Origin of the sequence: Mycoavidus cysteinexigens, assembly GCF_003966915.1 — a bacterium.
Lineage (GTDB): Bacteria > Pseudomonadota > Gammaproteobacteria > Burkholderiales > Burkholderiaceae > Mycoavidus > Mycoavidus cysteinexigens.
Map to the genome: position 1 here is coordinate 650,822 of NZ_AP018150.1, position 21,116 is coordinate 671,937.

Genomic DNA, 21,116 nt, shown 5'->3' on the forward strand with positions numbered 1-21,116 from the left:
CCTTGCAAGGCCATACCTCCCCTGTTATTAGCGTGGCGTATTCGCCCAGCGGTCAGCAGATCGCCTCCGGCAGTATGGACCAGACGGTGCGTTTGTGGGACGCGCACTCGGGGCAGTGCCAGGCGGTGATTCGGGGTTTTCACGGATCAATCCATAGTATTGCCTGGAAAGCCACCCCTGACGGTACCTATCTGGTGACTGGCGGCAGGGATAGGTCCGTTCGCCAGTGGCAGGTGAGTGAAAAAGAGGGTCAAGTTCAGGTGCATCTGTACTGGAGCTCGACGCATGAGGTGCTTGCCGTAGCGGGTGCCTCTATCCAGGGCGTACAAGGCTTAAGCCAGGTGAATAAGAGGCTCTTAGAGCAGCGTGGGGCAGTGGGTGAACCGGCTTTACGCTTCCATCAGGCTACTAAGCAACTAAGCAACTAAGCGGCGTGGCATCAGCGGTCTCTCAATTCAAGCTCCTGGCAATGCGTAGAACGTTAAATACCCTCTCTACAGCGCCATTCAGTTCAGCCACTGAAGCGTCAGCAAGGTCAAACCCTTCGGCGAGTGGGCGGGGCGTATTCTCTCATTTGGCCTGAGGCAATCGCCACTGGCTAGCTGACATGGGCTTATATGGAGGTGTAAGCGGAAAACGTCGAAAATTCCGCTCAGTCAGTTGGTCTCATCCAGGCTGGTGTAAAGTAAGCTTTACGGGTACAGCGTTGTCAACTGGGCCAAGATTTCAGTAAAATCTCGCCGGTGGCTTGACGTTACATTCATCTAAACGGGGACTACACCTTTCCAAGGGTAGATTTTCCAACCTGGATGAGATCATAACAGGCTGAAAATAGGGGGGCCGGAATTTTCGACGTTTCCCGCTTATACCCCCTACAAGGAAAACGATGCTTACACCTATCAATGACATGTCGTCGAGATCCCGTTCTATTGTCCCGGGACAGCTTGCTGTGCAAACTCCGCAGAAAATGCTTCAGGAAGCCGAACAATATATAGCTGAGGCGGATGGGTATAAAAAAAGCGGTCAGGTTGACGAAGCAGAAAAGCTTTATCAGGCGGCTCAAAAGCTTTTTGAGGAAGAAGGAGAAAAATTGTCCCTTGAGCCTCAGTCGGGAAAAATAATTGAGTCTATTTATTTGAGTTACGGCTTATTGTTAAATGAACAAGGGCGCAGGACCGACGCAGAGACGCTAGAACAAAAGAGACAGCAAATTTTTGAGCGATATAGACTCAATAACGCTGGTTTTTCTAAAAAGCGAACGGTTGAGAGGGGGGCAAGTAGCCTGCATTTAAATAAAAAAAACCATCCCCTTGCCATTGAACAACTTTCCAGGGTGGATGCTTCTTTATTAAGCTATTCTGCAAAGCTCGAAGCTTTCCAGGATAGCTCGGACAACGTCCAACCCTTCTCTTTTAAACCGATATTAACCGATTCAGCCGGTACTAATTATGTTGGGGTGGAGACGTTAGTGCAAAGCTGCCATGGCACGATTAATGCACCAGTCCATGGCAAGAATAACACGGTCAACGTGCATTACTACCCACCGAATTTAGAGGCTAAGAGGTCTCATGCTGTCTCGTTAGACAGCTTACGTAACGCACTGTATCAGCATTACCAATTATCTAATCTGTCGATTCAACGCGTATCGGGTGAGACCGCATCACTGAAAGACTGCTATATCAATCTAGCGATTGTTGAAAGTCAGGCGCAAAGGGAAAAAGATAAAGAAGGCCTGAAAAAGCAAGCGGCGACTTTTGAACGTTTGCCCAGTAGTGAGCAGCAGCAGCTTGAGGCGACCAATCCCAACAAGTTAATTGCGCTAGAGAAGCTTTTTGAGTCTCAAGAATTACGCAATGGTTCAGAAGGCATCCCCAAACGGATTTTAATTCAAGGGCGAGCAGGAATAGGTAAAACGACTTTATGCAAAAAAGTGGTCCATGAATATCACCACCATGGGCTTTGGCAGGACCGCTTTGACAGTATTTTGTGGATACCTTTACGACAACTCAAAACGGCCTCGCCCCGACATCTGGAAGATTTGCTGTGTAATCGTTATTTTTCAGATCATGGCAGCCTCAAAGCACAAGCCTTAAGTAAACTTTTTCTTGAACATCAAGGTAAGACTTTATTTATCCTGGACGGCCTGGATGAAGTCACGGAAATGTTCGATCAACGTCATCGTTTAAATCATTTTTTAATGAAACTCCTGGGCCAGTCTCATGTTTTAATCACTTCGCGTCCTGCGAGCGTCAGCGCATCCCAGTGTAATGATTTGGATTTAGAGTTGGAGACCATTGGATTTAGCGTAGACAATGTCCAGACCTATATTCAAAAATTTACGCCTATCTCGAACCAAACAGCTATTCAACAATTCATCTATCGTACGCCGTTGATTCAAGGATTGGTGAATATACCGATTCAACTGGATGCACTGTGTTATAGCTGGGATCGACTCCCCCAGAATAAAGAGGTGACGATGTCAATGCTGTATGAGGCAATGGTCGATAAATTATGGCGCAAAGACAGCGTGCGTTTAGAGAAAGAAGAGGACGGTCAGTTACTAGGGGAAGATGTCATTGAAGATTTATCAGAATCGGATCTGGCAGAATTGATGACGGCTGAAATCGATTATCTAGGCTATTTAGCGTTTAAGGGCTTGGGAACGGAGAAAATCGAATTCAGTCGTGAAGAACTCAGTCAGCGTAGGAAAGAATTAAACGGAAGCGCTCAGACAGGGCGGAAATTACCTTTGAATTTTACGACGAATCTGAAAAAAACGTCGTATTTACATACCTTGGATGCGCACCGGCCTGAGTCGGAGCGCCAATATCATTTCCTGCATTTAACGTTTCAAGAGTTCTTTGCGGCCAAGTTCCTGGCAGGTCATTTACAGGCGTATACAAAAGTGGAAAAAGCTCAAACCCACGTTGTGCAAAAGGATTTAGGCGTCATACCGCAGCGCAGTGAGCTGGAAGCGTTTATCGCCACGTATAAATACAATCCACGGTATGAGATCGTTTGGTGGATGGTGGCAGGCTTGCTCAAGGGCTCAGCGCTCGAAAATTTCTTTGATGTACTGGAGCAATCGCCGCGAGATTTGATCGGGATGCGGCATCAGCAGGTGATGGTGGGATGTTTAAACGAAGCCCGGACTCAATTGAAGGCAACCACCAGGATACAATTAGAAAAGGAATTCATGCAGTGGCTGGATTTTGAGGTGAAGAATGGAAAAAGCGATTACAGCCACCTAGGTAGCCAGAGGGGTTTTCCGGAACGTCTATTGCTTGAGAGTCTGAGCCAGGCTGAGGGAAAGAAAAAAAACAAGGTGATGGCGACTTTGGGAGCACGCCCTGCTTTGTCAGATGACGCGATTCGGGCATTGATTTCATTCTTGAATGATGAAGAAGAGAATATCAGGTCTGCGGCCGCCCGTGCCTTAGGCCGCCAGAGTATGCTGTCATCGGACGCGGTCCAGGCATTGATCTCATCCTTGAGGAATGAAAATGGGCTTGTCAGGTATGTGGCAGCAGATGTCTTAGGTCGCCAGAGTACGCTGTCATCGGACGCGGTCCAGGTATTGATCTCATCCTTCAAGGATAAAAACTGGGCCGCCGCCGTCGTCTTAGGCGGCCAGAGTACGCTGCCATCGGACGCAGTCCAGACTTTGATCTCATCCTTGAAGGATGAAAATGAGTCTGTCAGGTCTGCGGCCGCCGGTGCCTTAGGCCGCCAGAGTACACTGTCATCGAACGTGGTTCAGGCCTTGCTCTCTTCTTTGAAGGATGAAAATGAGTCTGTCAGGTTTGCGGCCGTTGGTGCCTTAGGCAGCCAGAGTACGCTGCCATCGAACTTGGTCCGGGCTTTGATCTCCTCCTTGAAGGATGAAAACGAGCAGGTGAGGGAAATGGCCGCCAGTGCCTTAGGCAACCAGAGTACGCTGCCATCGGACGTGGTCCGGGCCTTGATTTCATACTTGAAAGATGAAGACGGGGAGGTTAGGTCTGCGGCCGCCCGTGCTTTATGTCTCCAGAGTACGCTGTCATCGGACGCGGTCCAAATATTGATTTCCTTCTTGAAGGATGAAAACGGGTTTGTCAGGTCTGCGGCCGCCCATGCGTTAGGCCGCCAGCGTACGCTGTCAGCCGACGCGGTCCAGGTATTGATCTCCTCCTTGAAAGATAAAGACGAAGATGTCAGGTCTGCGGTCGCCCGTACCTTAGGTAGCCAGAGTACGCTGTCATCGGACGCGGTCCAGGTATTGATCTCTTCCTTAAAGGATGAAATCTGGTATGTCAGGTCTGAAGCCGCCGGCACGTTAGGCCGCCAGCGTACGCTGTCAGCCGACGCGGTCCAGGCATTGATCTCCTCCTTGAAGGATAACCATGAATATGTCAGAGATGCGGCCGCCAGTGCGTTAGGCAGCCAGCGTACGCTGTCAGCCGACGCGGCCCAGGCATTGGTCTCCTCCTTGAAGGATGAAAACAGGAATGTCAGAGATGCGGCCGCCAGTGCGTTAGGCAGCCAGAGTATGCTGTCATCGGAGGCGGTCCAGACATTGATTTCCTCCTTAAAGGATGAAGACAGGTCTGTCAGGTTTGCGGCCTTCCGTGCCTTAGGCAGCCATATGAATCAGCTTTTTACTGTGCTTGCGCGCTTGGAGCGAAATCAGGTAGAAGAACTTTATACTCGGTTTTTTTTCCCGCGTAGCCGTGAACAGATTATGCCGCTTTATATTCAAGATCACCAACTTCACTTTTATACGGCAACGGGTCCCGGGCAACCGATTGATCTCACCACAGAACAAAGTGCCGTGATAATCAAAGCCCTAAGATCGGTCCGAGCGGAAGCGGGTATTGCGCCTTTCCCCGAGGAAGAGCCATTTTTGATAGAGGAATAAGCGGTAAAAAGCGCAGGGATTTCTCTGTGTTCATTATGGCTTGATTAACATAAGGTAATTAGGGCGCAAGCCGCACCACTTCCCAGCCCTGCTCGGTGCGCTGATATTGAATCCGATCATGCAGGCGCGAAGGGCGGCCTTGCCAGAATTCGATGCGCTTAGGTTGCAGCCGATAGCCGCCCCAGTGAGGGGGGCGTGGCGCATGGTTTTTAAATTGCTCAGTGAATTGCACCAGGTTGGCCTCAAGCGTTGCGCGGTTTGGAATGATTGCACTTTGTTGCGAAGCCCAAGCACCAATTTTTGAGGCAAAGGGGCGCAGCGCAAAGTAGGCATCGCTTTGTGCCGCATCGGTTTTTTCAACCATCCCTTCAATTCGCACTTGGCGCTCTAATTCAATCCAATGAAACAGTAAGCTCGCATACGGGTTTTGAGCCAGTTCATGGCCTTTGCGGCTGGTATAGTTGGTGAAAAAAACAAAGCCGTGCGGATCAAAATCTTTTAATAACACAATCCGCGCTGACGGGCGCAGATCCGCGCCCACGGTCGCTAGGGTCATGGCGTTCGGTTCTGGCACACGAGCGGCGAGGGCTTGCTTAAACCAGAGCTCAAATTGACGCAGAGGGTCAGGTTCGAGCTCAGTTTCATTTAATGAGCCGCTCGCATACTCTGTACGGAGGTGGGCAAGTTCAGATTCAGTCATGCTAAGTTTTAGAAGGCTATGCGCAAAATGGCTTATTTACCCCAGCTGTCTTTCAGGCTGACAATCCGATTAAATACGGGTTGTTGTGGCTTCGAATCCGCGTAGTCGACGACAAAATAACCATGCCGCTCAAACTGTACACGTTCTTCAGGCTGCATGCTTTGCACTCCAGGTTCAAGGTAGGCGTGGACCAGCCGTTTCGCATTTGGATTAAGCACAGTTAAAAAATCTCGTCCATTGGCATCCGGCTGCTCGGCGGTAAAGAGCCGATCATAGAGGCGCACCTCAGCGGCATAGGCATGGACCGCGCTGACCCAATGAATATTCCCTTTAACTTTGTAATTGTTTGAACCCGCAGTGCCTGATTTACTATCTGGAAAGTAGTTGCAATGAACCGCCAGGAGATTGCCAGCGGCATCTTTCTCTACGCTGGTGCACTCCACCACAAAACCGTAGCGTAGCCGTACGCGATTACCTGGAAAGAGGCGGAAATAACCTTTGGGAGGCTGTTCGGCAAAATCTTCGCGCTCAATCCATAATTCTCGGCTAAATGGGAAGGAGCGTACACCGCGTTCTGGCTGATGCGGATGAAGCGGTGCAGTGCATAACTCAGATTGATCCGCGGGATAGTTATCAATAATCAATTTAAGCGGATCAAGTACGGCGATGGCGCGCGCGGCAAGGGGCTCTAGATCGTCGCGTAGTGCCTGTTCAAGTACGCTCATATCGATCCATGAATCTGCTTTCGCCACGCCAATGCGTTCGCAAAACAAGCGCAAGCTATTCGGCGTGAAACCCCGCCGGCGCAAACCCGCTAGGGTGGGTAGACGCGGATCGTCCCAGCCTTCCACATGGCGTTCATGCACGAGCTGTAAAAGCTTGCGTTTGCTGGTAACCACATAATTTAAGTTAAGCCGCGCAAATTCAATTTGTTGCGGTAAAGGCGGTTTGAATACGTCAGCCTCAGCGAGGCGTGCCAAGATCCAGTCATATAGTGGCCGATGATCTTCAAATTCAAGGGTGCAGAGCGAATGCGTGATGTTTTCAAGCGCATCCGAAATGCAATGCGTGTAGTCATACATTGGATAAATGCACCAGGTATCGCCTGTCCGGTAATGATGTGCATAGCGAATCCGATATAACACAGGGTCGCGTAGATTGAGATTGGGCGAAGCCATATCGATTTTTGCGCGTAATACGTGCGCGCCTTCGTCAAACTCGCCGGCGCGCATGCGCCGGAAAAGGTCAAGATTTTCCGCCGCAGACCGCTCGCGATAGGGCGATGGCGTGCCCGGCGCGGTGAGTGTGCCGCGCAGCGCACGCATGGCTTCGGAGGATTGGCTGTCTACGTAAGCATAGCCGCGTTCGATTAAAATTTCTGCGCAACGATATAGCGTATCGTAATAGTCGCTCGCGTAATACAGGTGCTCAACGTTATCCTGACTCCAAGAAAATCCAAGCCAGCGTACCGCGTCAATGATGGATTGAACGTATTCAAGGCTTTCTTTCTCTGGATTCGTGTCGTCAAAGCGCAAATGGCAAACGCCGCCGTAATCGCGCGCGATGCCAAAATTTAAGCAGATGCTTTTGGCATGACCGATGTGTAAATAACCGTTAGGCTCAGGCGGAAAGCGCGTGACTACTCGGCCTTGTTGTTTGTTTGAGCGCTGATCATGGTCGATCGCAGCGCGAATGAAATTGGCAGGGGTAGGGCTGGTACTCATGTTTAAGCGAGCTAGGTTAAGAAGCGCAAATCAAAGACAAGTATTCTAACTCATTGAAGTGGTGCGGCAGGGGTGCTAAAAAATGAAAAATATAATTGACATATATTGAATAACAATTACAATTCACAGCAAAAAGAAAGCGCCCAAAACAAGGCAGCGATTGGATAGCGGCGCTAGTTGCTATCTGGTGTTAGAAGTTTTTCCAAGAATTAGAATTGGGTTTGAAACCAGAGAGGAGGCTGTATCATGGCGGGAGACATTTTTGCGCGCGTTGGCTTTCAACAAGCTAGAAGTTGTCATGGAACTTTGAAAACTGGACGTTCAACTGACTCCTTTCAAACTGGAAGGGCGGATAGGCCCCTTCTAAATGAGAGTTGGAATGGCTCCTTTCAAACTGGGAGTTCGCGTAGCTCCTCGAGATTAGGTATAGCGGGTGCTCAGTCGTCGCCTAAGCTTAAAGAATATTACACAGAGGGTAAATTTTGCCTAGATCAGGCGCGTTTTTTTCAAAATCAAGAACCAAAAGATTTGGTTGCGGTAGAAAAACTCTTTACCCAAGCCAAAGAAAAATTCAAGCTAGCTTATAAGGAAATCGACCCCTATAGTGATTTTGGGACGCTACAAAAAGGTGCGTTGAAAGATCTTCTGGCTCAGACTTATCTCGAAAGAGGAGATTTTTTTAAAGAGTTGGGCGCACCAGAAAAGGCGCGTAGAAGTTATAAAAAAGCTTTAACTTATTTGCCTGAAAACGCGAAAGAAGAAATCGAAAGAAGGCTGAATGAGCTACCGCCTGAACCCTCTCTGCTATCGAAAATTTTGCCTGAGTGGGTGGTATCGAGAGCTCAGGGCTCAGAGCAAAATAAGATCGCTCATCAACACATTTTAAAATCTTTGTTGGCGTATACGCCGGTGATGTCTCAAAGCCTGACTTCATCTATAGTGCAGAGCGATATTTCTTTGTTTGAGCGCAATCCGCTGGTGATGCAATTGGGGCCATGGCCGGCCTGCGAGATAGGATTTGCTGATATTGCGAATACACAACATTTAGCCTATTACCTGCAACGGCCTAATTTGCCTGATGATCAGCGAAGGTTATTGCGCACATTAGCGTTTGAAGTGCTGGAGATCTTTGAAACTAAAATTAAAAGTTCTGAACATATTCAAGAAATTATCCCTTTAGCTAGGATCCCAGATAAAGAACTGTATAAACAGATCATTAATATCCTGGCGCAAGAACTCAATCCGAGCTCTGTGCTTAATTTGCCTTTGGTGAAAGGTTTGACCGCGATCTTGCAAGATTGCCCAACCGCGCTTTTAATGAGAGGGGAGGGTATTGATCCGGGAGTAAACGAGAAGGGTATAGAGCCGGGGTCTTTGATGCCGCTCCTAAATATATTAGAAAAGTGTTTAGAAGCCGCATGTAAAGGGAGAAGTAATGAGAATCTAAAAGAACTGCTAAAAGCTATTACGCAATTATTTGATGTGATAGGGCGCACCAGTTCGCAAGACTTTAATATCGATGATCATAAGGGGCTACTTGCTACTCTGAGTACGCTTATTGGACATGAAGATGCCGCATTAGCTCACCAAGCTTCTTGCGCATATCAGGCTTGTGCGCAGACTCTAAGTGTCAGGACCGTTTGGCAAAATGCATTAGGTCCTTTGTATGAGGTAGGCGGCGGCATGGTCTGCTTGAGCGGCGCAGTGGTGGGCTTTGAGGTAGAAAAGCTTTTAGATGCGTTTAAACATTTTTATAGCGCTTGGACAGATACTCAGGTAATCCGCCATGGTTCATGGTATCGGACACTATGGTTTGCAGATTTGTTTTTGCGGCTAAATAAATTAGTCGAATTTGAACATTTTGTGCGGAATAGCTCTGATTGTGAAAATAAAAACTTTGGATTGGGTTTGTGTCAGCGTTTAGAGCAGATCGTTGATAAACATCAAGATCTAAAAACCCGGCAAAGCGCGTTCTGGTTTTTGCAAAGTTTGCATCACGACAATGAACTATGGGGCGGGCATAGCGAGGTGAAAGCAAGTGCGCTCGAAGCTATCCAACGAGTCCAGAAATTTCCGGTTGGAAGCCAGTACAGGTTTGAGGCAAGCGATTTTATCGAACAAGCACCTTTGAGCACAAAATTGCTGTCCAATGCCGTCGGCCGACTGCTTAAGCTGCCAGAGTCGGAAAACAAATTTGTGTTAGAGCCGGAAGAAAAACTTGTGGATTTTTTCGTGGCAGTATCCACCAATAAATTACTACGCACTCAAGTTCAGGAACTCAAAGGTGCTCGCTTGGAGTATCTTGAAAGCGCTAAAAAGGAAGAGCGTATCGCGCCGCGAGGTATTAACTTAACCAATGTGTCAGAACCTTCGGAGTCGTCAGAATCTTTCAATTTAGATCAGGAAGTGGAGCAGTTTTTTGCTTCAGAGCAGAAAACTTTGCTTTTATTGGGCGCAGCGGGCTCGGGTAAAACGGATTTTTGCCAGCATCTCGAACTCCAGCTATGGCGGCAATATCCTGCATCAACCGAGTTCAGCAGTGAGCCTATTCCTATATTGATTCCATTTTCGTCACGAAGGGTTCATGCCGAAAATTTAATCTCTGATTTTTTCCAAGAGCAGGGTTTTTCGCTGCAGCAAATTAAAATGTTGCGCAAAACCCGGCGCTTTGTCTTTATCTTGGATGGCTATGACAAAGTTGGCAGGGGAAACGAAGGTTTTTACGAAAAAAATGGACTGGATGGGTGGCATGCCAAATTTGTGATTACGAGTCGGCCTGAGTATTTAGAGGCTGGCGATGAAGGGAAATTCCATAGCCCCGGCAAGGCAGAATCATTGCAAATATGTCAATTGGCGCCGTTCTCCGATGCAGAAATTAATCTCTATATAAAGAAATATGTAGCGGATTTAAAAGGTTCCAAGCGGGATGCAGCGGCTTACGCGGAGCTTTTAGAAAAGTTCGATCTAGAGTCGCTGAAGCGGAGTCCCTTCACCCTTAAGGCGCTATTAGAAGCCGTAACGAAGCTTGATAAACAAGGCGAGGCATCATTAACTCAAGCTAGAATATACGAAGAATTCATGAAGAGCTGGTTTGTTTACCACCATGCTCGGTTAGAAAATAAACAGGAGCCAGCAGAGTTTATTCAACAGGGCATTCAGTTTAGCCAAGATATAGCCCTGGAAATGTACCAAGACGCTCAAGACAACCAAAGTGGCTGGCGGTTAAACAATGATGAAGCAATCGAGCGGCATTTGTCGTACTACCCGATGCCTCTAATCCGCCAATACGCCTGCCAAGCTCAAGACGCTTTGCCGATTCCTCGCTATCAATTTATCGATCCATCATTACAAGCCTATTTAGTCGCGCGCGCGCTATCCGCTGGCATGCAGCAGCCGATGTGGAGGGATAATTTGCTGAATCAGGTATCGTTGGCGAAAGAGCCGGCTGTGTTGAATTTTCTGACAGAGTTCGTAAAGCAAAATAGTGACTTAGAGCAGAAGTGTTTTGCCTGGATTGAAAATGCGCAGCTAGATCAAGCGTGTCAGCTTGGCGCGAAAAATGCGTCAGCGCTTTTGGTTAACGCGGGTGTGTCGCTGGATAGAAAAAATTCCAATGAGATTCAAGAGGCGCCGCAAAAAAATACAAATACAAGCCGGAGCTTATCTTTTATTCAATTTGACGCGATGGATTTAAGTAATTTTCTATTGCCGTCGTATAAAAGGACCTCATTTGATCTAGGCCTAGATGTAGCTGGCATGGGGCTGAACCGAGTGGAGTGGATAGGAGGGTGTGATTCATCCGATAGCATCGATAACCAGCATCCGTGGGCGCCAAGGAAATCTCTATCTTCTTGGCGGTTTTCATCCGGCCCAGACATTATGAGCGCGGTATTAGGTAAAGCGTCAGAAGTTGTGGGCGAGAAGCGAATAAGTAACGTTTCTGAATTATGGCTAAGACCGCAGTTTTTTGCATAATAAATCTGCATTAAACGCTGCTAGCGTCAGGATTGAAATGATTATTGAAGCTTGAGTCAAACGACGCGCCGTTAGATTTTTCGTGCAAGTGGGTATATATCAGGCATATGCCCGGCTCCGACAGGGTGGATATTTATTGAGTGGGCGGGTCCTTGCAATAGGCCCGCCCGCTCGGGTTTTTGCTATACTCACCGCATGATAAAAGCAAGCCATACTGACCGGATCTTATCCCTAGCGCGTAATGTCCTCGAAACCGAAGCCGCGGCGATTGTATCGTTAGCGGATCAACTTGATCAAAATTTCATCACAGCAGTTCAGTTGCTCCTTGCTGGAACAGGACGGGCAGTGGTTTCTGGGATTGGCAAATCCGGCCATATTGCGCGCAAGCTGGCAGCGACTCTCGCCAGTACCGGCACGCCGGCTTTTTTTGTGCATCCGGCCGAGGCCAGCCACGGAGACCTTGGCATGATCATGGCGGAAGATGTCGTGATTGTGCTTTCTAATTCAGGTGAAACTGAAGAGCTGGTGGATATTTTCCCGTTAATCAAACGCACGGGTTCGCGCTTGATTGCGATCACTGGCAATCCAGCTTCAAGCCTGGCTAAACTGGCCGATGTGCACTTAAATGCACGAGTTGAAAAAGAGGCCTGCCCACTTAATCTTGCACCAACCGCGAGCACAACTGCGGCGCTAGCGCTAAGCGATGCGCTGGCGATGGCGGTCTTGGATGCCCGTGGGTTTGGGCCAGAAGATTTCGCGCGCTCTCATCCAGGCGGCATGCTCGGACGGCGGCTGCTCACTTATGTCCGCGATGTAATGCGTACCGACACGCAATTGCCGCATGTAGAGCTCACGGCGACCGTGCATGACGCCCTCTTTGAAATGACCGAAAAACGCTTAGGCATGACGGCTGTAGTCGATCATGCTGGCTTGGTCAAAGGGATATTTACGGATGGTGATTTAAGGCGCTTGTTGGCTAAACGCAATGATTTGGCTACGCTTAAAATGGCTGAGGCGATGACGGCTCAGCCCCATACCATTAGCCCAGATCGGCTCGCCATGGAAGCCGTTGAATGGATGGAGCGCTACCGCATTAATCAAGTGCTAGTCGTGGATGAGGCCAATAAATTGATTGGCGCGCTCAATATGCATGATCTTTTTAACGCGAAGGTGATTTAATGGCGCACGCATCTGTGAACTCCGCTGTGAGTGAACGAGCCGCGCAGGTTCGCTTAATGATTTTTGATGTAGACGGCGTACTCACTGATGGGCGCCTGTATTTCAGTGCCGAGGGAGAGTTGCTCAAAGCTTTCGATACGCTGGATGGGCAAGGGCTGAAATTACTGGCGGCAAGCGGTATTCAGCTTGCCTTGATTACTGGACGGCGCTCTCAAATTGTAGCTGCACGCGCGCAAGAGCTAGGGATTGCCTGGGTCTATCAGGGGGTGCGCGATAAAGCGGTGGCTTTTGCTGAATTGCTGTCGCAGGCGCATTATACGGCTGAGCAGTGCGGTTATATGGGAGACGATTGGCCTGATTTACCGGTCATGCTGAAAGTGGCTTTTGCGGCAGCGCCGGCCAATGCGCATGCGGAAGTATTAGCGCGTGCGCATTGGGTTGCGCGCGCCCAAGGGGGCGCTGGCGCGGTGCGTGAAGCTTGCGATTTAATTTTGCAGGCGCAGCATAGTTATACCAAGCTGCTTTTGACAGCGTGCGGTCAAGCCTGATGTTGGCGCGCGCTCGGGCCCAATGGTTGTCTCTTCTAATCGTAGCGGTTCTGGCCGGGGCCAGCTACTGGCTGTTGCAATTACATCTGCCTGCGGCAACTTCTTCTGCGCCGTCGGTCAAACAACATCGTCCCGATTACTTTGCGGATAATTTATCGATTACGTTGTTGGACCAAACCGGTGCTACCCAATACCGAATTAATGCCGCAAAGATGGTGCATTACGAGGATAATGATGACACCGAAGTGGTTTTTCCGGCGGTGCGGGTGTTCGTAGCAGGCCAACCCGACGTGACCAGTTTTGCCAAGCGTGGCAAGATCAATCACGATGGTTCGATGGTTGATCTTTATGATGACGCTCATGTACGGCGCGCGGCAGGAGTCCAGGATCCTGCGCTGGAAGCGGAGTCGCAACATTTCCGATTTTTGCTTAACGATGATATTGTGCAAACTGAACAGCCCGTTAAATTGAAGCGAGGCGCGTCAATTGTGACCGCGAGCGGTATGACTTATAACAACCTCACACGGGTGGTCAAGTTGGTCGGACAGGTACGTGGCATGATTGCTGCGGATACATTTATCTCTAGGAGCGCCAGCTCTTCTCGCTAGTTCACTTTATGAGTTGTCGGTTTCCTTATGGCGCTTGGCGCCGCTTAATCGCTCAAGGCGTCTCTACACTGTGTTTTTTGGGGTTAGCAGGATTATTGAGTCCGTTTGCCTATGCTGCGCGCGCAGAGAGTGAGCAACCGATTTATGTTCAGGCGGACCGTTGGACTTATGATGATTTAAAACAAGTTAATATTTTAACTGGAAAAGTGATTGTCACTAAAGGGACGCTTACGATCAAAGGTGACCGCGTCATCCTAAAACAAGATGCAAAGGGCTATCAATCTATAACCAGTTATGCCGAGCGCCAAGAGCGAGCTTATTTTCGGCAAGAACTGAGTGGTGCGCGAGGCTATATCGAGGGCTACGGAAAACAAATCGATTATAATAGTCAAAGTGATCTGACCGTTTTAACGCGCTGCGCTACGGTGCGGCGGCGGTTGCCTAGCGCTCAATTGTTAGATGAGATTAGCGGTAGCGTGATCCGTTATGACGGCCGGAGAGAATTTTATACCGCCAGCGCGAGTGAGGGTGCCGCTGGGTCGAGTCATGAGACCTCTCGCGTGCGCGCTATCCTGACGCCGCGCAGCGCGGTCGAGGGTCAGACGCTAGCGCCAGAAAACCCCACTGCTCCATTAGGCGCTTCAAGCCCTCTCGAAAGGAATACCTCGCAGTGAATGTCAGCGCTTTTTCAAGCCGCTACCCAGTAGGTCGAGACAATATACTTGCCGCCTGCAATTTGCAAAAAAGTTACGGCAAACGCACAGTGGTTAAAGATGTTTCGCTAGAAGTCAAAGGCGGCGAAGTAGTCGGTTTGCTAGGCCCGAATGGTGCGGGCAAAACCACGTCTTTTTATATGATGGTTGGGCTAGTGCCGCTTGATCGCGGTGAAATTACTCTAAATGGCAAACTCATTAGCGTCTTGCCGATCCATCAGCGAGCGCGGCTCGGGCTTTCTTATTTGCCGCAAGAAGCTTCGGTTTTTCGTAAATTATCGGTTGAACAAAATATTCGCGCGGTGCTCGAGTTGCAGCTTGGCGAGAACGGCAAGCGCTTGCCGCAGGATATTGTCAGCGAGCGCGCCCAAGCTTTGATGGAAGAACTCCAGATTACCCATTTAAGCGATAACCCAGCTTTATCGCTCTCTGGCGGCGAGCGGCGCCGTGTCGAAATTGCGCGGGCATTGGCGACAAATCCGGCTTTTATTTTGCTAGATGAACCATTTGCCGGGGTCGATCCGATTGCTGTATTGGAAATTCAAAAAATTGTGCGTTTTTTAAAACAGCGTGAGATCGGCGTTCTCATGACTGACCATAATGTGCGTGAGACACTGGGAATTTGCGACCACGCTTATATCATTAGCGACGGCAGCGTATTAGCGGCTGGCCTGCCGGAAGAGATTATCGAAAATGAATCCGTGCGGCGCGTCTATTTGGGCGAACATTTCCGCATGTAAAAAAGTGTGCACCTGCAACGCCTTTAGGTAAAATTTCTTCGTATAAGGCGAAATTGCGACGCAGCGCTTGGTTTTATCCGAGATTGCTGATACGCTGGAGTTAAGCAAGTCAGCAGTTTTGTTATAGCACTCGATTTTCAATACGGAGGTTTATATGGACCTACAGATCAGTGGACACCACCTTGACGTTACGCCTGCACTGCGCGCTTATGTAATCAATAAATTAGAAAAAGTCACGCGCCATTTCGATCATGTGATTGACGGGGCCGTGTTGTTAGCGATTGATAACCATAAAGAGAAAGAGAAACGTCAAAAAGCGGAAATTAAACTGCGCCTAAAAGGCAAGGATATTTTTGCAGAAACTACAGAAAGCGATCTTTACACCGCGATTGACATTTTGATTGGCAAGCTTGACCGTCAAGTCATTCGCTATAAAGGAAAAATCCAAAATCACCATCATGAAGCTCTTAAACACCAGATAGAATGAACCGCCTGAGTAGATTTTTGCCCCTTGAAAATGTTGTTTTAGATTTGCCCGTAACCAGCAAAAAACGAGTATTTGAGCAAGCCGGCTTGCTTTTTGAAAATCATCATGGGATCGCGCGTAGTGTGGTCACGGATAATTTATTTGCCCGCGAGCAGCTCGGCTCAACTGGTTTGGGCCACGGGGTAGCAATTCCACATGGGCGCATCGAAAAGCTGAAGCGCCCATTGGCGGCTTTTATCCGGCTCGCTGAGCCGATTCCATTTGAAGCGCCCGACGAGCTGCCGGTAGCGCTATTAATTTTTTTACTAGTGCCTGAACAGGCGACGCAGCAACACCTTGATATTTTGTCTGAAATTGCGCAATTGCTTTCTGATGAAAAAGCGCGCGCCCATTTGACTGATGAGAAAGATCGAGTCGCACTGCGTAATTTTCTTATTAAGTGGACGCCTGACAGTGTTCATGCCAATCTATGAACCCTTCAAGCAGCGTTAATGCGCAGAGTGTTTTCGATGATAACGCGGCCTCGCTGAAACTGAGTTGGCTGGCTGGCCATGAAGGCTGGGACCGTGGCTTTTCAAGCGAAACCGTGGCGAATGCAACTTCTAGCGCGGATTTAGTGGGCCACCTTAACTTGATTCATCCGAATCGAATTCAGGTACTAGGTGACGCTGAAATATTGTATTACGCGCGTCAGTCCGATGAAGAGCGTCAGCGCCAAATGGCTGAGTTAATTGCTTTGGTGCCGCCTTTTTTGGTGGTTGCTGGGGGCATCGAGGCCTCGGATGAATTGGTTTTACGCTGTACGCGTTCATCCACACCGCTGTTTACAACCCCCATCTCCGCGGCAGCTGTGATCGATAGCCTGCGCCTTTATGTGTCACGCGTGCTTGCGCCTTCTATCACGATGCATGGCGTGTTTCTTGACATTCTAGGCATGGGGGTGCTGCTCACGGGTGACTCGGGCTTGGGCAAGAGCGAACTTGGCTTAGAGTTAATTAGTCGTGGCCATGGTTTAGTCGCGGATGATGCGGTTGATTTCAGGCGTTTAGGCTTAGATTTTATCGAAGGCCGATGTCCGCCGCTGCTACAAAATTTGCTTGAAGTACGGGGCTTGGGTTTACTCGATATAAAAACTATTTTTGGCGAAACGGCCGTGCGCCGCAAAATGAAGTTAAAGCTCGTGGTGCGGCTGGTGCGCAGGCTCGATGGGGAGTTTCAGCGTTTGCCGCTGGACAAGCAAACGGTGGAGATTTTGGGCTTGCCGGTGAGCCAAGCGACGTTGCAAGTGGCGGCTGGGCGTAACTTGGCGGTGCTGGTCGAAGCTGCGGTGCGCAATACCATTTTGCAATTGCGGGGCATCGATACCTTGCAGAATTTTATGGAGCAGCAGCGGGTGGCAATGCAGGAGCCCGGCAGCCAAGAATTTAGTTATCGATAAAAAGAGTTAAATCCCCCAAACCATAATCTGTACGGGTCGCCATCTGATCTGACAGTTCCCCGATTTGATGAGTGCAGTTGTACGGTCAAATCGGAACTGAGACACATAATCAATCTATGAACGCTGTGGCCGACCACGGTTTGGCCTGAAGCAAAAACCTCTAGCAGATTTAAATCAAAATACAGGTTTTAACGATGCGGATTATTCTAATTACGGGCATTTCTGGATCGGGCAAGTCGGTTGCGCTGAATGTGCTCGAAGACGCGGGATATTATTGTGTGGATAATTTGCCTCCCGGTTTTCTACTTGAATTAACGGATTTCTTAGCGCGCGATGGATATACGCGACTGGCGGTGGCGATTGATGCACGGGCTGGTAGTTCATTGGCGAATTTGCCGGAGATTGTCAACGGATTGCAGGGCCGCCATGAAGTCAGCGTACTCTTTCTCAATGCGAGCACACAGGCACTGATCCAACGGTTCTCAGAAACTCGGCGGCGTCATCCGCTCTCGTTAAGCTCCGGCCATCCCATGCACGGGCAAACGTCATTGGCCGACGCGATTGAGTCGGAACGCGAGCTGGTTGCGGACTTGACTTTATTTGGCCATCAAATTGATACCAGTAATTTGCGCGCGCATAATTTACGCGCTTGGGTACGGCAATTTGTTGAGCATGAACATGTGGCTATGACGTTAATGTTTGAATCCTTCGGCTTCAAACGGGGTTTGCCACTGGATGCGGATTTTGTATTTGACGCGCGCGCGTTGCCTAATCCACATTATGACGAGCGGCTACGGCCACTAACGGGGTTAGATCAACCTGTTGCCGATTTTTTAAACGCGCAGCCTGAAGTGTGCCTGTTTATCGATGATATTGAGGGCTTTTTACGGGCCTGGCTACCGCGTTTTCGCGCCGATCATCGCAGTTATCTAACCGTTGCGATTGGCTGTACGGGAGGATGGCATCGCTCGGTTTATATTGCGCAAGCACTGGGTCAGCGTCTAGCGAAGGAGGCGGAGGTTTTGGTGCGGCATCGAGAAATAGAAGTGCTGGATGGGCAACCATAAATTAAGTGAATTAAATAATTAAGTAAGCGATTTAGACACATCCTCTCACTTTTCTGCAAACCGTTTTTAATGTTTTTTAGGGTAAAAATGAGTGCGCTGATTAGTTCAGCGGGGTTGTTACAAATCTATAGCAGCGATAGCCAAATGGACTTTCAAATTGCTATACCAGAAGTGTTCTTTGCGAGAGTCATAAGTAGATCCCCAGTCTTGGGATCATCTCAGAAAGCAGATTGAACAGTATATTAGCGCTCCGGTTAGCCTTTTTGCGATAGACGCGGCGTAAACTCTGCTTCGCGGCGGCTAGAGTCAAAACGGAGGTTGAGTAAGTCATCGAGCAAAGATCTAAACCTGGTTGCCAAAACGCTAACTGATACGCTTGAACGATAGCAGTTGTTTATAGCTGTTGCCAAGTCTATTTCACCGTCCAATTCATCTACTTTTGATTCCTTTTTTATGTCTAACTTTACGATTTGCTCGTCTTTTTGAATTAGCGAGACTTCATCGCCGTTTTTAGAAAAATTTACATAGCCAGAAAAATATTTTTTTTCAACGGAGCTTTCCAGATATTTCTTCGAATAATCAGGATCTTTTTCTTTAATATAATCATGAAAACGCCAAGCGGGGACTGGCGCTCGCTCTTGTCCGTTAGTCAAATCCAAGCCTTCAAAATACTCATTCTCTAACACAAATGCTTCACATTCTTCTTCGCTATCAACTTCACTTTCATAAAATTCGTCATTTTGTTTTCTCCAACGGTGAGCATCCAGCTTATGCATAAAGCCGTATCTATTTTCAGGGCTTTTATAATCATTAGCATAACGTCCAGGAGGTAATGAAGGGAGAAGATTTCCTTTGCAGTTTTCCCCTGTAGAACACGGCTCATTGGTGGATGCAAAATACTCTCGCTTCAGGTTAGCTAGGTTTAATATTCTTCCTGAGCCTTTTTCTTCAATGCAACCTATTTCGTGAGTCGCCAATAACTTTGCCTCACTGTGTCCACGATCTAGAGACCAATCATTACCTGCTATGAGTTGCGGAGGTAAAGTTATCTTCCCTAATGCAGGGCTTCCCATGCTATAGCCTATCAAATAAAATGCTTTGCCATTTTCATCTACATATTTCATAGAGGCAATATTCCGATAAGGGGGGACGCCATCCATTGCTGATCTCATATGACGAAAGAAACGGAATGCGCTGCATCGAATATCCATTTCTTTTAATCTTATTGCCGAACCAATTTTTTGCCTGATATTTTTTATCATTTTCCTTTTGGCATGTTTGATTAAATAGTTAAAATTTAGTGGTGCAGTAAAAATATATTTTGATAACAAACATTTTAAGCTTGTGAGAAATTCATATGGATCATTCTCTTCACTAGAAATATTTTTAATCCATTTATCTAACGTTACCCTTTGTTTTGTTTTTGGTAGCTCATTAATCCAGAAAAAATTCTCTTCTGTAGAGAGAACGATATCTTTAAAAATATCCAATCTTGTAATTAAGGACCCATCTTCATTTAAAATTGTTTCTAAAAGATCAAGTGCCTTTTGCCTAAAATAATCTCCCCGATTATTTCTAAGTAAATCTGAAATTAAATTTTTATATAAGCCAAATAAAAATAATTTTTTCTCTGGATCAGTAAATCTATTTGCAATCTTTTTTATATCGATAAATTTAATTTTATTTATTTCGCCATCATTTATTATTTTATAACATTCTCGCAGTCTAATATACCAGTCATCCAGTTTGCTACTTTCTAATTCCGAATAATTCTCCTTATTTCTATAAAAACTAGAAGATTTATAAATATATATTAAATCTTGTTGTGTATGTTGAGTTAGATAATTTAAATAATCGTCTGATTTATATTCAAAAATTGAAAAGCGTTCAAATAGTTTTTGCAGTGGCAGTCCAAATTCAAACAAATAAAAATTATGGCTATATTCGTGCGAGAATATTTCATTCAAAATTCTAGACGCTGAAATAATTAATTTTATTTGAAAGTTTTCTTTTCGCACGGATGCGTATTGAATGACACCACTCAAATTATTGATTATTCTTAATAAATTGCTCTCTCTTTTAGGATGGGGGTAAATGTATTTGACTAATATATATAGATTTTGAAAAAATAGAAAAATTTCTGGTCCATTATTTCCACTTTCCAAATATACATTGATTTTTCTGATAGTTAAATCCAGCATTCTTTGAAATTTATTTTCTACTTTTTGCTGTAAATTTATTTGCATCAACGGTTTTAGATGAAAAACTTCGTTAATTGTAGATGCGCTTATGAAATTATATTCAAGAAAAGCACCGGCCATTTTGTCTGCAAGTTTCCAAAGTATTTTGGTCTCATTTTGACGGGCATTTTTGAATGGTTGCCTCAGGCAGCTTACCAAACTTCTAACATCTTTAATGTTAGAAAGCGTATCGATCCCTTCCTCATAATCTAATAATTTATGAATTATTTCTACAGATCTTTCACCATTGTTAATTTGCACCTCAATCTCTCTGATTAATTTAGTTAAATTTTCAAACAATAAATTTCTTTGTTTATCTGCGGAATAGCTACTTCCCCTTTGAGATTGCGTAGCCTCAGCATCAGGTGGGTATTTTATGCGTAATGACTGAAATTTTTCAGTAATTGCTTCCAAACCTTCTTCTTGCACTTGAGATAAATCGGTTGGTTGAACCTTTTCTGCTGATTTGATTGATGTTAAATTTATAGAAGAACGGGGTCGATTGGTTTCCGATGAAATCTGTAAAGAATCATTGATCTGAACGTTAATAGCTGAATGTTTACACCCTTCTGAAGCATTATCGCTATTTTGAGATAAATTGTTAAAATTCATCGCTTGGTCGTGTTTTTCCACATCAGCTTGCTTATTTTTTTCCAGAGTGGCCTGCAATGGGCTGAATGCGCTAGAACGCAATGGTAAATATTTTAAAAATGAGCTTCCGGTTATGTCCATACATTTCCCCAGATAAGCTATAACAATCTTTCATTACGGATTAATCATAAAACTAAAAAGTAATTATT

At 47.0% G+C, this 21,116-nt stretch carries 14 protein-coding genes; 11 read left to right on the forward strand and 3 right to left on the reverse strand.

The window, feature by feature from the left end:
* Positions 1-886 precede the first annotated feature (886 nt).
* Positions 887-4,897 carry a HEAT repeat domain-containing protein gene (locus MCB1EB_RS02915; protein ID WP_081953500.1) on the forward strand — a complete coding sequence of 1,337 codons (4,011 nt, stop codon included), beginning with the start codon at positions 887-889 and terminating at the stop codon, positions 4,895-4,897.
* 58 nt (positions 4,898-4,955) lie between these two features.
* Here the strand turns inward: MCB1EB_RS02915 and pdxH are convergent, their stop codons facing one another.
* Positions 4,956-5,597, reverse strand: a complete 642-nt coding sequence (gene pdxH, locus MCB1EB_RS02920) for a pyridoxamine 5'-phosphate oxidase (RefSeq protein ID WP_045363091.1) — start codon at positions 5,595-5,597, stop codon at positions 4,956-4,958.
* A gap of 32 nt (positions 5,598-5,629) precedes the next feature.
* Positions 5,630-7,321, reverse strand: coding sequence for a glutamine--tRNA ligase/YqeY domain fusion protein (locus MCB1EB_RS02925; protein WP_045363090.1), 1,692 nt, complete (start codon positions 7,319-7,321; stop codon positions 5,630-5,632).
* A gap of 246 nt (positions 7,322-7,567) precedes the next feature.
* On the opposite strand from MCB1EB_RS02925, the gene MCB1EB_RS02930 reads away from it, so the two are divergent.
* The 10 genes from MCB1EB_RS02930 (at position 7,568) to rapZ (ending at position 18,076) form a co-directional block, all read left to right on the forward strand.
* Complete coding sequence (locus MCB1EB_RS02930) at positions 7,568-11,296, forward strand: NACHT domain-containing protein (RefSeq protein ID WP_045363089.1); 3,729 nt, start codon at positions 7,568-7,570, stop codon at positions 11,294-11,296.
* A 195-nt stretch (positions 11,297-11,491) separates the two neighbouring features.
* On the forward strand, positions 11,492-12,475 hold the full coding sequence (locus MCB1EB_RS02935; RefSeq protein WP_026921025.1) for a KpsF/GutQ family sugar-phosphate isomerase: 984 nt from the start codon (positions 11,492-11,494) through the stop codon (positions 12,473-12,475).
* On the forward strand, positions 12,475-13,023 hold the full coding sequence (locus MCB1EB_RS02940) for a KdsC family phosphatase (protein WP_045363088.1): 549 nt from the start codon (positions 12,475-12,477) through the stop codon (positions 13,021-13,023). The genes MCB1EB_RS02935 and MCB1EB_RS02940 overlap by 1 nt, the downstream gene beginning before the upstream one ends.
* Positions 13,023-13,631 (forward strand): LPS export ABC transporter periplasmic protein LptC, encoded by a 609-nt coding sequence (lptC, locus tag MCB1EB_RS02945; RefSeq protein WP_045363087.1) that lies wholly within the window; start codon positions 13,023-13,025, stop codon positions 13,629-13,631. The genes MCB1EB_RS02940 and lptC overlap by 1 nt, the downstream gene beginning before the upstream one ends.
* Before the next feature lie 8 nt (positions 13,632-13,639).
* The gene (gene lptA, locus MCB1EB_RS02950) at positions 13,640-14,305 is read left to right on the forward strand and encodes a lipopolysaccharide transport periplasmic protein LptA (protein WP_045363086.1); all 666 of its coding nucleotides are present in this window, start codon (positions 13,640-13,642) and stop codon (positions 14,303-14,305) included.
* Entirely contained in the window at positions 14,302-15,084 is a 783-nt protein-coding gene (gene lptB, locus MCB1EB_RS02955; RefSeq protein ID WP_026921021.1) for an LPS export ABC transporter ATP-binding protein, read from the forward strand. The genes lptA and lptB overlap by 4 nt, the downstream gene beginning before the upstream one ends.
* Positions 15,085-15,238: 154 nt before the next feature.
* A complete protein-coding gene (gene hpf, locus MCB1EB_RS02960) occupies positions 15,239-15,571 on the forward strand; it encodes a ribosome hibernation-promoting factor, HPF/YfiA family (RefSeq protein ID WP_026921020.1) in 333 nt (110 codons plus the stop codon).
* On the forward strand, positions 15,568-16,044 hold the full coding sequence (locus MCB1EB_RS02965; RefSeq protein WP_026921019.1) for a PTS sugar transporter subunit IIA: 477 nt from the start codon (positions 15,568-15,570) through the stop codon (positions 16,042-16,044). Before hpf ends, MCB1EB_RS02965 begins: the two co-directional genes overlap by 4 nt.
* On the forward strand, positions 16,041-17,009 hold the full coding sequence (gene hprK, locus MCB1EB_RS02970; protein WP_026921018.1) for an HPr(Ser) kinase/phosphatase: 969 nt from the start codon (positions 16,041-16,043) through the stop codon (positions 17,007-17,009). Before MCB1EB_RS02965 ends, hprK begins: the two co-directional genes overlap by 4 nt.
* 194 nt (positions 17,010-17,203) lie before the next feature.
* Positions 17,204-18,076: an RNase adapter RapZ gene (gene rapZ / locus MCB1EB_RS02975; RefSeq protein WP_045363085.1), complete on the forward strand. Its 873-nt coding sequence runs from the start codon at positions 17,204-17,206 to the stop codon at positions 18,074-18,076.
* A 254-nt stretch (positions 18,077-18,330) separates the two neighbouring features.
* Here rapZ and MCB1EB_RS02980 read toward each other — a convergent pair whose 3' ends face one another.
* The gene (locus tag MCB1EB_RS02980; RefSeq protein ID WP_045363083.1) at positions 18,331-21,048 is read right to left on the reverse strand and encodes a hypothetical protein; all 2,718 of its coding nucleotides are present in this window, start codon (positions 21,046-21,048) and stop codon (positions 18,331-18,333) included.
* Between the last annotated feature and the right edge of the window lie 68 nt (positions 21,049-21,116).